Annotated in this window: 12 protein-coding genes; 7 read left to right on the top strand and 5 right to left on the bottom strand. The window is 55.6% G+C overall.

What is annotated here, in order from left to right; genetic code table 11:
- The first annotated feature begins 67 nt into the window (after positions 1–67).
- The 7 genes from DFR49_RS21530 to DFR49_RS21500 all read left to right on the top strand — a co-directional run bounded on the left by DFR49_RS21530 (position 68) and on the right by DFR49_RS21500 (position 8445).
- The gene (locus DFR49_RS21530; protein ID WP_211325972.1) at positions 68–1495 is read left to right on the top strand and encodes a nucleotide sugar dehydrogenase; all 1428 of its coding nucleotides are present in this window, start codon (positions 68–70) and stop codon (positions 1493–1495) included.
- Positions 1495–2472, top strand: coding sequence for an NAD-dependent epimerase/dehydratase family protein (locus DFR49_RS21525; protein ID WP_119037822.1), 978 nt, complete (start codon positions 1495–1497; stop codon positions 2470–2472). The genes DFR49_RS21530 and DFR49_RS21525 overlap by 1 nt, the downstream gene beginning before the upstream one ends.
- 11 nt (positions 2473–2483) lie before the next feature.
- Positions 2484–3416 (top strand): GDP-L-fucose synthase, encoded by a 933-nt coding sequence (fcl, locus tag DFR49_RS21520; RefSeq protein WP_119037821.1) that lies wholly within the window; start codon positions 2484–2486, stop codon positions 3414–3416.
- 9 nt (positions 3417–3425) lie between these two features.
- The gene (locus tag DFR49_RS21515; RefSeq protein ID WP_119037820.1) at positions 3426–4691 is read left to right on the top strand and encodes a WcaI family glycosyltransferase; all 1266 of its coding nucleotides are present in this window, start codon (positions 3426–3428) and stop codon (positions 4689–4691) included.
- A gap of 11 nt (positions 4692–4702) precedes the next feature.
- On the top strand, positions 4703–5635 hold the full coding sequence (locus tag DFR49_RS21510; RefSeq protein WP_119037819.1) for a glycosyltransferase: 933 nt from the start codon (positions 4703–4705) through the stop codon (positions 5633–5635).
- Positions 5636–5739: 104 nt separating this feature from the next.
- A complete protein-coding gene (locus tag DFR49_RS21505; protein ID WP_119037818.1) occupies positions 5740–7083 on the top strand; it encodes a lipopolysaccharide biosynthesis protein in 1344 nt (447 codons plus the stop codon).
- A gap of 6 nt (positions 7084–7089) precedes the next feature.
- Positions 7090–8445, top strand: a complete 1356-nt coding sequence (locus DFR49_RS21500; protein ID WP_147373742.1) for a TolB-like translocation protein — start codon at positions 7090–7092, stop codon at positions 8443–8445.
- A 111-nt stretch (positions 8446–8556) separates the two neighbouring features.
- On the opposite strand, the gene DFR49_RS21495 is transcribed toward DFR49_RS21500, so the two are convergent.
- The 5 genes from DFR49_RS21495 to DFR49_RS21480 form a co-directional block, all read right to left on the bottom strand.
- A complete protein-coding gene (locus tag DFR49_RS21495; protein ID WP_170151083.1) occupies positions 8557–9384 on the bottom strand; it encodes a class I SAM-dependent methyltransferase in 828 nt (275 codons plus the stop codon).
- A gap of 126 nt (positions 9385–9510) precedes the next feature.
- On the bottom strand, positions 9511–10263 hold the full coding sequence (locus DFR49_RS21490; protein WP_211325971.1) for a class I SAM-dependent methyltransferase: 753 nt from the start codon (positions 10261–10263) through the stop codon (positions 9511–9513).
- A gap of 119 nt (positions 10264–10382) precedes the next feature.
- Complete coding sequence (locus DFR49_RS21785) at positions 10383–11747, bottom strand: hypothetical protein (RefSeq protein WP_147373741.1); 1365 nt, start codon at positions 11745–11747, stop codon at positions 10383–10385.
- A 200-nt stretch (positions 11748–11947) separates the two neighbouring features.
- Positions 11948–13000 (bottom strand): polysaccharide pyruvyl transferase family protein, encoded by a 1053-nt coding sequence (locus DFR49_RS21485; protein ID WP_170151082.1) that lies wholly within the window; start codon positions 12998–13000, stop codon positions 11948–11950.
- A gap of 304 nt (positions 13001–13304) precedes the next feature.
- Positions 13305–14015, bottom strand: coding sequence for an FkbM family methyltransferase (locus DFR49_RS21480; RefSeq protein WP_119037813.1), 711 nt, complete (start codon positions 14013–14015; stop codon positions 13305–13307).
- Between the last annotated feature and the right edge of the window lie 32 nt (positions 14016–14047).

Below are 14047 nucleotides of genomic sequence, written 5' to 3'. Positions count from 1 at the left end.
CCGGTGCTCGACAGCGGCGAACCGGCCTGAGTGACTGTTTTCAATCGCTGTCCGAACGGTCTAGGGCTTGGGAACGATCATCGGTGTCCGCCGCCGGCCATCGACGCTGATACCGGGTTTGACCCATCGGAAATCCATTCATCTTTCGGAGAAGAGCGTGAGATCGAGCGAGAATTCGCCGCGAGCTGTTGTCATCGGTCTCGGTTATGTCGGACTCACACTGAGTGTCGCACTCGCCAGGCGCGGCATTCAAGTCTATGGCGTCGAAAAGCGCGCCGATGTTGTTGAGGCAACCAATGCTGGACGCCCGCACTTCAGCGAGATCGGGCTCGATAGCGCGCTGACCTCGGTCGTCGAGAGCGGTCGCCTCATCGCCAGCCAAACCACCGAAGATATCCCCCCGGCGGAATTCTACATCATTACAGTGGGGACGCCGCTCAAAGCGGGTACACATTCGCCACGGCTCGATATGATAGAAGAAGCGTCGCGCCAAGTCGCGGAGCACATGCCGGACGGGGCGGCTGTAATCCTCCGATCGACCGTTCGGATCGGCACCACGCGTGCCATCGTCAAACCAGTGCTCGATCGCGGGGGCAAGCGATATCACTTGTCGATGTGTCCCGAACGTACGCTCGAGGGCGATGCGCTGCGCGAGCTGGCGACGCTGCCGCAAATCGTTGGCGGAATCAGTGAAACAGCGTCCGACCTGGCCGCCGCCTTGTTCAGCCGCCTGACCCACACGATCGTTCGCGTCGCCGATCCTGAGACCGCGGAAATGATCAAGCTTGTCGACAATACATCGCGCGATGTGCGGTTCGCTTTTGCCAACGAGGTTGCGCGCGCCTGCGACGCGATCGGGATCAACGCCAACGACGTCGTCCGATTTGGAAAACTCGGCTATAGTCGGACGGACGTAGCGTTGCCGGGCCTGGTCGGTGGCCCTTGCCTCGAGAAAGATCCGCATATTCTGCTGGCATCGGTCGCGCCGCATGATGTGACGCTTGAGATCACTCAGGCATCGCGCCTGGTCAATGAGCGCCAACCCGTGGAGACGGTGGACGCGGTGCTTGCGAAGCTCAAACAGCGACGTGACGGGCCGTTCAAGGTTGTTGTCGGTGGGCTCGCCTTCAAGGGCAAACCCGAAACCGACGATCTGCGTGGCTCGATGTCGCTGCACGTCGTCGAGCGACTCTACGCAAGCAATGATTGTGCCGAGATTCGAGCCTATGACAGCGTTGTCTCACGCGATCAGTTGGAAGCGCTCCCTTATGGCTTGAAGGTCCATGGTGATTTCTACGAAGCTTGCGACGGCGCCGATCTGGTCATCATCGCCAACAACCACCCGGTATTCGCCACGATCGAGATCGATCGGATAGCGGCAAGGTTGGCCGAGGGCGGCTTTATTTACGACTATTGGAACAATCTGGCGCAACATCCGGCCGAGATTCTGGACGGGCGCTATTTTACCGTCGGCAATCTGGTTGGGAAATATTGATGGCAAAGGTCGCAGTAACGGGCGCCGGCGGGTTTATCGGCGCATATCTCGTGCGGGAGTTGCTTCGTCGTGGACATCATGTTCTCGCGATCGACAATTACCTTCGCGGGCGTCCTTCGCGCCTCGACCACCTTGAGGGCACGATCGAGCGCATCGATCTCGACGTGCGTGACAGGGACGGCCTCATCAAGGTCGCGAAGGGTCTTGACGCCGTCTTTCATCTTGCCGCTATCAACGGCACCGAGAATTTTTACAAACGCCCTGCGCTCGTCCTCGATGTAGGTGTGCGTGGCGCAATCGCAGTGGCTGAGGCTTGTGTCGAAGTCGGGATTCCGGATCTAGTCGTAGCGTCGTCAGCCGAAGTCTATCAGACTCCAGCGGTGGTGCCGACGCCCGAAGATATTGACATGATAATTCCGAACTCGCTTAACCCGCGCTATTCCTATGGAGGCTCCAAGTTGATTTCGGAGCTGATCGCATTCAATTATTGCCGTGACAAGCTCGCCAAGGTGCAGGTGTTTCGTCCGCACAATATCTACGGCCCTGATATGGGCTGGAAACATGTAATCCCGCAGCTAATCGAGAAAATTCGACACGCCGCTGCCTCCGGCGCCGGGCGCATCGAATTGCAAGGCGACGGCAGCGAGACGCGTGCATTCTGCTATGTCGACGATGTCGTCGACGGCATCATTACCATGTGGGAGCGCGGCGAGACGATGAATGTGTACCACATCGGCTCGATGGAAGAGGTGCCGATCCGACACCTGGCCGAGATGGTGGCAGATGCGATCGGCGCTCCCGTGGAACTGATTCCCGGTCCGGCCGCGGAAGGCGGCACGCCGCGTCGTTGCCCGGACATCGCGAAGATGCGCGGCATCGGCTATGAGCCCAAGGTGTCGCTGGCCGAGGGCGTCCGTCGGACGGTCGCGTGGTATCTGGAGAATCCCCGGCCGGCCGACACCAACACGCTGCTTTAGGGAGCTCGCTCATGTACGGCCTTTCCGGAAAGCGCGTCTTTGTCGCCGGTCATCGTGGTCTTGTCGGCAGCGCCATCAGGCGGCGGCTGGAGCGTGAGGATTGCGAACTTCTAACCGCCACGCGCACCGACGTCGACCTACGTGACCAGCTCGCTGTGCGAGCCTGGATGGCAGACAGGAAACCGGATGCGATCTTTCTCGCGGCGGCGAAGGTTGGCGGCATCCTGGCGAACGCAACCTACCCAGCCGACTTCCTTTACGACAACCTCATGATTGAGGCGAACGTGATCGAGGCCGCTCATCGCCAGAACGTCGAGAAGCTGCTGTTCCTCGGCTCGAGCTGTATCTATCCCAAGTTCGCCGATCAGCCGATCGTGGAGGATAGCCTGCTCACCGGCGCGCTCGAACCAACCAACGCATGGTATGCCGTTGCAAAGATAGCCGGCATCAAGCTCTGCCAAGCTTATCGCACGCAGCACGACCGCGACTTCATTTCGGCCATGCCCACCAATCTCTATGGACCAGGTGATAATTTCGATCTCCAGTCGAGCCATGTGCTCCCCGCGCTCATTCGCAAGGCGCACGAGGCCAAGCTCGCCGGTGTGACCGAGATGGTTATCTGGGGCACGGGTTCGCCGCGACGCGAGTTCCTTTATGTCGATGATCTTGCCGATGCCTGTGTGTTCCTGATGAAGGGCTATTCCGACCATCAGCATGTCAATGTCGGCTCGGGCGAGGACATCGCGATCTACGATCTGACGCGTCTAGTTTGTGAGGTGGTTGGATTTGAAGGCGAGATCGTCAAGGACCCGAGCAAGCCAGACGGCACGCCGCGCAAACTAATGTCGGCGGCCAAGCTGCGCGATTTGGGGTGGGCGCCCAAGACGGGGCTACGCGAAGGTATCGCCGCCACTTATGCTTGGTTCCTCGAGCATCACGCCTGAGGATTTTTGATGCGCGTCCTCTTCCTTGGCTTGAACTATGCGCCCGAAACGATCGGGATTGCCGCCTATACGACCGGATTGTGCGAGGATCTCGCAGCGATGGGGCACGACGTGCGCGTCGTCACTGCCAAACCCTATTATCCGAAATGGCGGACGTTCGATGGCTATCGTGGCTGGTGGAAACGCGAGACGGAAAACGGCGTCGATCTCACTCGCTGCCCCATATATGTTCCTGCCAACCCTACGGGCGTCAGGCGCCTCGTCCACCACGTGACATTCGCGTTATCTTCCTTTCTGCCGATGATGAAGGCAGCGCTGGGTTTCAAACCTGATCTGGTGATGACGGCCGCGCCATCGCTAATCGCCGCGCCAATCGCCTGGCTTGCAGCAAAAGTGTCGGGTACCAAGAGCTGGCTCCACATCCAAGATTTCGAGGTCGAGGCCGCGTTCGCAACCGGACTTCTCAACGAGCAGAGTCGGGTCTGGCGGTTCGCGCGAAAGGTGGAGCATACCACGGTGCGCTTGTTCGATCAGGTAAGCAGCATTAGTCCCGAAATGTGCGCCAAGCTGGCCAGCTTCGGTACGCCGCCCGAGCGGATCTACGAGTTTCGCAATTGGGCCGAGATCGATGCCGTTCGTCCGCTCGATCACCTATCGAGCTATCGCGCGGAATGGAACATTACAGCGCCGCACGTCGCGCTCTATTCGGGCAATATCGCGAACAAGCAGGGTATCGGCATCGTCGTCGAGGCGGCGAAGCTGCTCGCTCACCGCGATGATTTGACGTTCGTCATCTGCGGCCAGGGCCCCAATCGCGCAAATCTGGAAGCAGAGGCTTCCGGGCTTTCCAATATCCGATTCTTCGATCTTCAACCCTCGGAGCGTCTGGGCGAGATGCTTGGCCTGGCCACCGTGCACTTGCTACCGCAAAAGGCGAACGCTGCCGACCTCGTATTGCCGTCCAAGCTCACCAACATGCTTGCGTCAGGTCGCCCGGCGGTGGTCACGGCCGCTCCTGGCACTGGTCTTGCCCGGGAAGTTGAAGGATGTTGCCTGGTTACAGCACCTGAAGACGGCGCGGCATTAGCCGCAGCGATCGAGCGGCTGATCGATGATCCTACGCTGCATTCTGATCTATCATCTGCATCTAGGCAACGCGCAGAAGCGGTATGGCATCGCCGGCGTATTATCGAGGCTGTCGAGCGGCGTATGCAAGCGATCACTGAACATGGGAATGGTCGCCATAATCGGGCTTCGGCAGCACGTCAGGGTTGAGCAGGAACAACATGTCTCAACCCTTCCAAGCCGATTGGGCGCCGATTGCAATCTTTGCTTATAATCGCCGCCACCACCTGCAGAGATTGATCGAGAGCCTTAAGCGCTGCGAGGGCTTCGAGCAGAGTTCGATCATCATCTTTGTAGATGGTGCCAAGCGCGATTCCGATCGCGCGGCGGTCGCAGAAGTTCGCACATACGTGCAAAGCCTGAGGTTCCCCAATCTGCGCACGATCGTTGCCGAGCGAAACATGGGTCTGCGCAACTCCATTTCGAGCGGCGTTTCGCAGGTTATCAGCGAACATGGTCGGATCATCGTGCTTGAGGATGATCTTGTTCTGTCACCGATTGCCCTGTCCTATTTCAACGCCGCGCTGAGCCGTTATGCAGATGACCCGCGGATTTGGAGCGTGTCGGGTTATGTTTCTGACGTACCGAAACTCCGCGATTTTCCACGCGCTCTGGTCTTGCCCTATGCGCATAGCTGGGGTTGGGCGACTTGGGCGCGGGCATGGCAGCACTTCGAACTGGATGCGCGACCGCGTGAGGAAAATTTCAATGCGGTGAGCTTTCGTCATGCCATCGATATGGACGGCTTTTATCCCTTTCGGGACATGCTTGGCCATTCGATGGCCGGTCGCGTCAACAGTTGGTACGCGCATTGGCTTTACACGATCTTCAAACACGGCGGTCGTTCGATTTTTCCACCGCGACGCGTACTCGACAATTACGGGATCAGTGCCGGCACTCATGGGGGCGCCTTGAACCCGCACGAACGGCTCGTGAAACGCCCGCCTTTGCTGGAGAGCGTGCCTGCATTCGAGGATGCCGAAGAGATCGACTATTTCGCTGTCGATCTGCTCAAGCGTTGCTGGGAGGCGCGAGTTCAGCGTGGTGTCGCGTTCGCCGGCGGGATGAAGCGTCGACTGTTACGGAGTCGCTGATCCAGCGGCGGGAAGCAGATCGTTCTTATGACGTTTGAAAAACTCGGCCTTACCAATATTCCGGCCCTAGGACCGTTGCGTCGCTGCACCGAGCGGGAAAGAGCATGGTAACCAAGGAGGCGTTCGCGAGATTGATGCGGACGGATGCACTCCAGTCCGTCTTCGCGTTCCTCATAAAAGGAGGGGCGGGGGTTGCGAATTATATCTTCTTCGCGCTTGCCGCGCGCCTTGCGGGGCCTAGCGCATTCGGTGCCTTCAGCATCCTGTTCAGCGCGGCGATGATCATCGGCCTCGCGGGCGCTTTCGGTCAACAGACATTCTTGCTCAAGGAGATTCCGAGGACACGTGCCCAGGGTTTGCAAGGAGAGGAAGCGGGGGCTTATCGCTTCGCGCTGTTGAGCAGTGGGATCGCGTCATTGCTCGGGTGTTTCGTATTCGCAGGCGTATCGCTGCTCCTCCCCCAGCGCATTCCCGCAATGGCGATCGCCGCCGGAGCGACTCTGTGCTTTCTCTATTCAATGTCGCAAGTGACGGTTGCGGCGATGCGCGTGCAGGACCGGCTCCAGCTCGCAATGGGCACACGCGATGTGCTGTGGCGTTTGCTTTCGATCGCTGCACTTTCGATCGTGGGGCTTTTCCTGAGGCCCGGATCGACCGTCCTGATCGGCGTTCTCGCGGCCATGCTGCTGCCGATCACAATCCTGCACTTGGGGTTGATACGCAAAGGTTTCCCGATGTCACTGCGGGATCCGCGTATTGTCGTTCTGGCGCGGCCTTGGTTGCGGATGAGTTGGGGGCTGATGCTGATCAGCGTGATCGCCGGCGCCGACATCTATTTCTACACATTGGTCATTGGCTATCTGGTCCCCGCTGAAGAGGCCGGCGCTCTTTTTGCGGCCATGAAGAGCGTGGAATTGCTGTCCCTTTTCCTGATATCGGTTACCCTCGTTATCACTCCGGAATTATCACATTTGCTGGCGACAGGTGATCGCGAAGCCCTCCAGCAAAAATGCAAACAGGCGATCATAATCCAGAGCCTCCCAACGATCGGCGTCAGCCTCGTTATTATTGCTGCGGCACCACTATTCATGTGGCTCTTCAACCCCGCCTATGTGGCGCAAGCTGGCGTGTTGCGTATTCTAGCGCTTGCTATGATCGTCAGCGCACTCACGGGCGCGGGGGGAATGCTGATGCAGCTTTCGGGCCTTCATTGGCGGCAGGTCGTCTATCAAGGCTTGAGCCTTCTGCTTGGCGTCGTATCCATGCCCTTTCTGGTCAATGTATTCGGGCTAATGGGGGCCGCACTTTCCTTCCTGATTGCAAAATTAGTGTGGAATGTTCTCGCGGCATACACGATTGATCGCCATCTGGGAGTTGATCCGTCGATACTCGGCCTGTTGCGACGGCGTGAAAAAGGCCGCCAGAATCACAATCCTTCCGGAGACTAGGTCAGAATGATCGACCCTACGTTCTTTGAACGTTTTCCCGCTTATACTCAGTTCGGTCCTGCCGTGCCTGTCGTACGTGTCAGCCCGGACGGTTTGCCTGCGATTCACCGGTTCTACGACACATCGCCAGTTAGCCCCTCGGGTCGGTACGTGGCGATGCTACGGTTTCCCTTTGAAAATCGACTCCCTTCACCTGGCGACGAGGCGGAAGTCTTGGTCGTGGACTTGAAGACTGGTGAGATCGCATATCGCACACCCACGGCCGCATGGGATACGCAGGTTGGCGCACACGTCCAATGGGGGGCGAGCGACAAAGCACTTTTCTTTAACCGGATCGATAAGAAAGCCTGGCAAGCTTACGGAGTACGCGTCAACATCTTGACCGGCGAAGAGTGCGCGCTTGCCGGTACGGTTTACATGATTTCACCCGACGGGCGATATTCCGCGACGCCCTGTCTCGAGAAGATCGGCTTGGTGCAATTGGGCTATGGCGCCCATATTCCTGATCTCACGAGCCGTGAAAACCGCGGTGCGCCGGCCGATGACGGCCTATTTCTCGTCGATACGCAAAGTGGAAAATCTCGGCTCTTGCTCAGTTTTTCCGAGATGTACGATCAACTCCGCCATCACTTTAAAAACATAAAGTTGGATAACGGCGGCTTCTACGGCTTTCATGCTAAATGGAATCCTGCCGGTGATCGGATCTTGTTCATCGTTCGCTGGCGGAAAGACGGCAGTCGACGATATCACACGCAAAATTTCCTGCTAAGCATTCGACCAGACGGAACTGACCTCACCATGGCGATCGACGCGGTCCGTTGGAGAGCCGGTCACCATCCCAACTGGTGTCCAGATGGCGAACACGTGGTGATGAATCTGTCGGGAGAAAGCCATCAAACGCTTTCTGTCCGAATAGCGCTGTTTGCGGCCCGTGCAGCGCGCAAGCTGAGAATTCCGTTTCGGCCGTCAATCGCGCAATTGCGGTTCATGACATTCCGCTACGATGGTTCGGAGATGCGCGTCATTGCACCACTTCATATGGGATCCGGGCATCCGACAATGCACCGTGACGGCGTTCATCTATTGACTGACGCCTATCCGTCCGAGCCGGTGTCATACGGCGACGGCACGGTGCCGCTGCGGCTTGTGAGCATCGAGACGGGCAATGTCGAGAATATCATCCGCATACGGACCTTGCCTATTGTCAGCGGCCGCTATGAGGAATTGCGCGTCGATCCCCACCCCGCATGGGACGCGTCCGGACGTTACCTTGTCTTCAATGGATGCCCTGATGGGACAAGAGCAGTATTTGTTGCCGATATGGCGGCCTTGGTCGGGTTGGGCGAAACGAAAACCACCTGACGTATTCGCGTCTTGGATGGCAATTTTCCGTACTCCGCTGTTGACGCTTATCTGACGCGTTGTGACAAACTGTCGGTGCGACGGGCAAAAGCGAGGATAGTTTCAAGCCTATCATGGTTTCCGCAGCTTGTAGAACACCGTTCGAAATTCCGATGTGTACGGCAATACGATGCGCGGTTTGCCACGTAGCGCGCTCTTTACGGTCTGTTTCACCGCCCAGAGCGGATTATCTATACGCTCGGCCTTCGTAGTTTCCATCGCGAGGCCAATCGACTTCGCGATCGACTCCATCTGACGTGGTGCCGCGAACACCAAGTGATCGGGTAAGTAAAGCGTATCGGGAAAATCGGCGCGTGAGGTGAGATCGGGAAGATTCCCTGTCTCGAGGAAGAGAATTCCGCCCGATTTGAGCTTAGACACTAGAAGCTCGCCAAATTCACGAAAATCGGGAATGTGTGAGTAGACGTTGATCAACGAGATCACGTCATAATCGGAATCGGTCTGTGCGATCGATCGGTCGCTTACCCGGACACCGCGTGCCTGCGCGATTTCCACTTTGGGACGCATCGGCTCGATACCCTCGACATCGGTCGCAGGCAGCGCGCTCTGGATCGCTTCAACGACCTCGCCGTATCCCGCACCGACATCGAGCCACTTCAACGGATGTCCCGCGGTGTGCTCAGTAGCGAACAGTTCGCCGATGACGCGTTGATAATACCCAATCTTTGCCGCATTGCGGCGCGCGGAGACATTGAGGGCCTTGCCATTTTGCGTTCGATGGACGCCCACCTTGTTGGCCTCGGTAATTTCGGCAGCGCTCGGCCGAGGATTGACATAGATCAATCCGCAAGGCGTGCATTTGACTGCGATAAAGCCACCCTCACGGGCCCATTCCACCGTTCTGTCACTCGCGCAGTTCGGACATTGAATATGCTCCATCGACGCCCTCCTTTCTTGGCGCAAAAATTCTGCCATCGCATTTTACGGGTGATCCCAGGCCACCTAGTTTCCCGAAGACCGGATGCGTGTGGCGGTTGGGGTTTTTCGTTCAAAGGGTCAAAATGGCTAAGGCTGCTTCCGGGCAAAGATTAGAAGAAGCGGCTGTAGACGCTTGGGCGTTAGTCTATGAATCCATTGAAAAAGTTTATAGATCGTCGGCCGTTGGAAATGATATGCGGGATCGCCCGATACAGCGTAGACGACGATGTCCGCAGCATGCCCGAAGTGGCGCTTCACCATATTAGGCGTATTCAGCCGATAGAGCGTCGGGAATACGTCAAATTCCTTGCGATTTGGCTGAATACGACGAAGCAATGGAACGTGGTTCCGGTTACCCACGAGACGCGACGCGACAGCAATGTACCCCCATCTATTGGGTGTGAGTGCGCAGATATATCCACCCGGCTTCACGACGCGCAGTAACTCCCGGGCGACCATATCGGGATTGGCGACGTGCTCAAAAACCCAGTTGGAGTAAACGAGATCGAAGCTGTCGTCGTCATACGGTAACGGCTTCGTAGGATCGAAGACCTTTGCGGCGTCGAGGTAAGGGTTTTTCATAACTTCCGGGTCGATATCACAGCCCTCAACGTGGGCAACGCGACCCTTTAGGGTTTTAAGCGCGCGTCGATATGGCAACGCATCCTCGGCGATTTGCGCGCCCCGCCCCGCTCCATAATCCAATATGCGGCTCGTCGGCTCCACGAGCGCGGCGATCCGCCCGTAGAATTCGATCATGGCGTCGGCTTCGCTGAAGCCACCGAAGCGCGATTCCGGGGAAAAATGCTGCCGCAAGTCCGCTGGAGTTTCCTTCGCCACTATAAGATTACCTTCTCTTCAATATCGAACAACACGCCCGCCATCTTCAATGAAATTATCTAATCCCCCAAATGTGCGCCGTATCTTGATGACGCAGGAGTTTCCATCCGAATTGAGATTTAATACTCACCCTTTGGTTCAGAGAGCCTACTCAAATTTCGATTTCTGAATTCCTCCCGTGATCTAGAGCGCTTTCTATTTAAAAATATTATATATCCTAGACCAGCAAATATAACGGGAAACACACCTCCTGACAACGAGGCCGTGCTTAATTCTCGGCTGAATAGAAAATACATATTCATACATAAAACACCACAGAAAGCACTTTTAACATCTAATTCTCTTATATAAAATAGTAATGACGTCGAGAAAGCGCCAATCATTCCTACAATCAGTCCGTAAATCGCCACCCCTATATATCCAAATGAGGAATATCCTGATCCAATAAATCCAGTCTGGAAACTGGTTAAATCATTATTAATGTATACATGGGGAATATGGCGGGTCACATCGAAAAATTCCCAACCAAATATTGATGAGAATAAGCTAACATTTCTTAATCCAAGGAAAGGTGTCTTGTCAGGGAATTCTACAAACCAAAGGCGCAAAGCATCTGATTCTGCCATAAACGGACGATAGAATATCATACTGATAAAATTATCCGTCCCGAGAATTCCTCTAGAAACTTGTTCTGAATATTGAATAACGTACATAAAAAACAATGCCGCAAGCATCGCGATAATTTGAATTATAACGTAAAATTTTCCTCTAAAACTTAGATTAAACGATCTAGCCTTAAATACATAGCATGAAATCGTGCAAGACGCCATTGTATAGAGTATAGGGAATTTATTTAATTGCATAGCAGCGGTAGTAAAAACAAAAAATGCGGCTACAGCTAACGAAATTCTCCAAGAACCTCTAGTTCTAATCGATGATATCGCTAAGAATGCTATTAGTAGTGCTGTGGTAAATTGACGTGTATATTCTTGAACCGTCGATACCAATGCGTCTGCGAATAGGATTCTTCTAATTTCTGTGTAAGAATACACACTTCCGTTAAAAAGAAATAAGAGGTTTTCTCTTAATCTCGGTGCGCCTGGCCCGTCGAGCAATATAAATATCATGCCATAGACGGTCGCCGTGGCTAATAGGAAAGGTAATCCTCTCCGTGTTCGCAACAATGGGGCATGGATGAGATTTCCGGTAGATGTTTGGGGAATTTTTACAAGCATTCGCCCAAAGAATATTCCCAATGCTATTGTCACATTTGCGATGGCCAGCGCCAGGACGAAACGGTGGTCATGTAACGTGGAAGGATTGTAGGCAACACGAAGGAAGCTGTGGAAAAGAGCTTGTGGACCGAATTGCGTAAAATAGAAAATCACCGCAAATGTAAGCGGAGAAATCAGCGGTGCCTTGGAGGCACGAAGTGCAAAAATCGGGCCAAAATAGGTCAGAATGCATAAGGCATAAAGGATCATTTTATTGATGTCCCGCGTAGATGTCCTTCAATTCCGTGCAATTGTACCTTTCTTCCCCTTGTCGAACCGCTGGCGCACTGTGATCCATGAACAAACATATGCTCACTGGCGGGCTGGAATGACACCGCTTTAGCAACATCAAGCAACCTCCGCCGACACTTCTGCTCGCTCTTACTAGGATCCGGCACGCTTTTCCCGATCTATTTTTGTTGCGCCAGCGCACCGAAATAGGCCTCGATCCTCGCGGCCGATGCCTCGAACGCCTGCTGAACAAGCCCGGATGCCCTCTCGTCTTTCAGCAGTTCTTCCAGCAACGCGGCATCTTCCGCCGCGGATTTTGATATAAAATTCGCCAGGCCGCCGCAATCGAAGCTGCCCGTCACCTTCTGCTCGTCGGCGCGTAGTACTGCCATCGGCAATGCGCCATAAGCCGCACCGATCAACAGCGCATGGAGCCGGTTGCTGCAAACGATAGCGGCGCGTTTGTAAAATGCTCCGGCTGTTTCGATGTCCGGGCGCCGATCCGACATGTCGTCGATCGGAACGTCCAAGGCGGCCGAAAGTGCGCTCGATGTCTCTCGATCCTGCAAGACCTGCCAGAAGAGGCGTGGCTCTAATCCCTGCGCGCGGGCGGCCGTTACAATGGGTCGCAGGCGCGCCGCCAATATGTCGATTGTTTCAGTCGGCGACGTCCGAAAGGATAGCGCGAGCACATTGCCACTATCACCCGCTCGTCGCGGGAGCTTGAAGGCCAGATCGGGTACGATCGGAACTGTGACCCCGGCTACCGCCAATAGATCCCGAGTGGCAGCATCGCGGACGCTCAGATAATTGGTCTTACGCGATATGGCACGAAGCAATCGCGTGGTCGCAGGGTCGAGTTGGGGATAGGACGCGCCGACCTGCCCAAATCGAAGCGCCGGAAAGAGCTTCGAAACGGTGAGTAGAAAATTGCGTTGGGGGCCGGGCTTTGGATGCACCACGGCGCCGGGGGTCATAAACAAGCACAGACGCTTGCCACTCAGGCCAGCCCGCGCGATCGCCGCCAACGCGGATAAGGCTGATGCCTCGAAACGCGTCGATCCGGCCGATTTGTCGAGCATGGCCTTGAACTCCTCAAGGTACCAGCTCGGAACACCGGATGTGGTACATAGAACCTCGTGATCCTGCGCCAGCCGCTTCACCAATATGGCGTTGATCGCGAGGTCACCAAGATTGCTGTACTGAGTCCGCAAGGAGATCACTATGAACACTGGCAAGCCCTGTTATGGAAATCTTACTACACTCTGATGATGATGCCGCCGTCTGTTCCAAATATTGCCAGGACATCTTAGGGAAAGTGGCCCGCACCGTGTCAATGATGGGCAAGAACTCGCTGTCCAAGGAACATTGCTAAGGCCTACAACTAAGGTGCTGTCGAAGCTCGTGAAGGACTGATGTTCGCCGTCGCTGCTCAGCTTCATGCGGCATTGACCATCTCTCTATGCTGGCCGCATTCCGTGACTTTAGTCACATCGGACGCTGTGGCTGAGGTCATGTTCGAACCACCCTGGCAAGTCAACGGCGGTCGAACAGCGCATCAACCTGTGTTGACCCGTATGCCGGGGTCATCGACAGGTTGAAGAGGCCGCGTAGCCTGTATCCCCGAGCGCTCAGAAATTCATAGACGTGCTCAAACAACGGTTGGCCGGTATAGAGCTCGACGAAGGAAAGTTCGACATAAACGAAATCGATTGATGAAAAATCGGATACTCCCTTTAGAACGTCGAGTTCGCCTCCCTGAACATCAATCTTGAGCATAATGGGTCGTGGCAACGCTGCGAAGTCCACTTCTGAATCGAGCCGACGGGTTTCAACAACCATTCGCCCCGACTCATGCACGCCATATGCTTTTTTCTCGGCGTCGGCGATCGGCAGCAGCGAGGAACTGTCGTCCCGGCTGCCGATATGGAATTCTGCTGACGCCTCGGTTGCGGCCAGCGCGACCGGGCTAAGTTGCACATTGACTGCATCACGAAATACAGCGGAAAATCGATCGCGCGCTCCCGGAAGCGGCTCGAATGCGTAGATTCCTACACCCGGACGTTGCGCACGCGCCGCAAGCGAGAATTGACCCTTGTTGGCACCGACATCAATCAACGTTGCAGGTTTGACGATCTTGATTGTCTCGAGATGCTCGGTAGCCGCCGCCACTCGGTGTCGGACAAGCGCTCGCAAGAGCAGGGGATATCGCGAAATCTTCAGAATTTTTGTAAGTTTTTTCAGCATGGTTGTCGCTTTACGGTTTGATTACGTCATTA

The organism is Hephaestia caeni (assembly GCF_003550065.1).
Taxonomy (GTDB): Bacteria; Pseudomonadota; Alphaproteobacteria; order Sphingomonadales; family Sphingomonadaceae; genus Sphingomonas; species Sphingomonas caeni_A.
The sequence above is the reverse complement of the archived record's forward strand: the minus strand, read 5'-3'. Positions and strand labels throughout refer to the sequence as shown.

Coding starts and splice junctions, on each gene's coding strand:
- DFR49_RS21525 (WP_119037822.1), top strand. CDS start 1,495: ATGGCAAAGGTCGCAGTAACGGGCGCCGGCGGGTTTATCGGCGCATAT.
- fcl (WP_119037821.1), top strand. CDS start 2,484: ATGTACGGCCTTTCCGGAAAGCGCGTCTTTGTCGCCGGTCATCGTGGT.
- DFR49_RS21515 (WP_119037820.1), top strand. CDS start 3,426: ATGCGCGTCCTCTTCCTTGGCTTGAACTATGCGCCCGAAACGATCGGG.
- DFR49_RS21510 (WP_119037819.1), top strand. CDS start 4,703: ATGTCTCAACCCTTCCAAGCCGATTGGGCGCCGATTGCAATCTTTGCT.
- DFR49_RS21505 (WP_119037818.1), top strand. CDS start 5,740: ATGGTAACCAAGGAGGCGTTCGCGAGATTGATGCGGACGGATGCACTC.
- DFR49_RS21500 (WP_147373742.1), top strand. CDS start 7,090: ATGATCGACCCTACGTTCTTTGAACGTTTTCCCGCTTATACTCAGTTC.
- DFR49_RS21495 (WP_170151083.1), bottom strand. CDS start 9,384: ATGGAGCATATTCAATGTCCGAACTGCGCGAGTGACAGAACGGTGGAA.
- DFR49_RS21785 (WP_147373741.1), bottom strand. CDS start 11,747: ATGATCCTTTATGCCTTATGCATTCTGACCTATTTTGGCCCGATTTTT.
- DFR49_RS21480 (WP_119037813.1), bottom strand. CDS start 14,015: ATGCTGAAAAAACTTACAAAAATTCTGAAGATTTCGCGATATCCCCTG.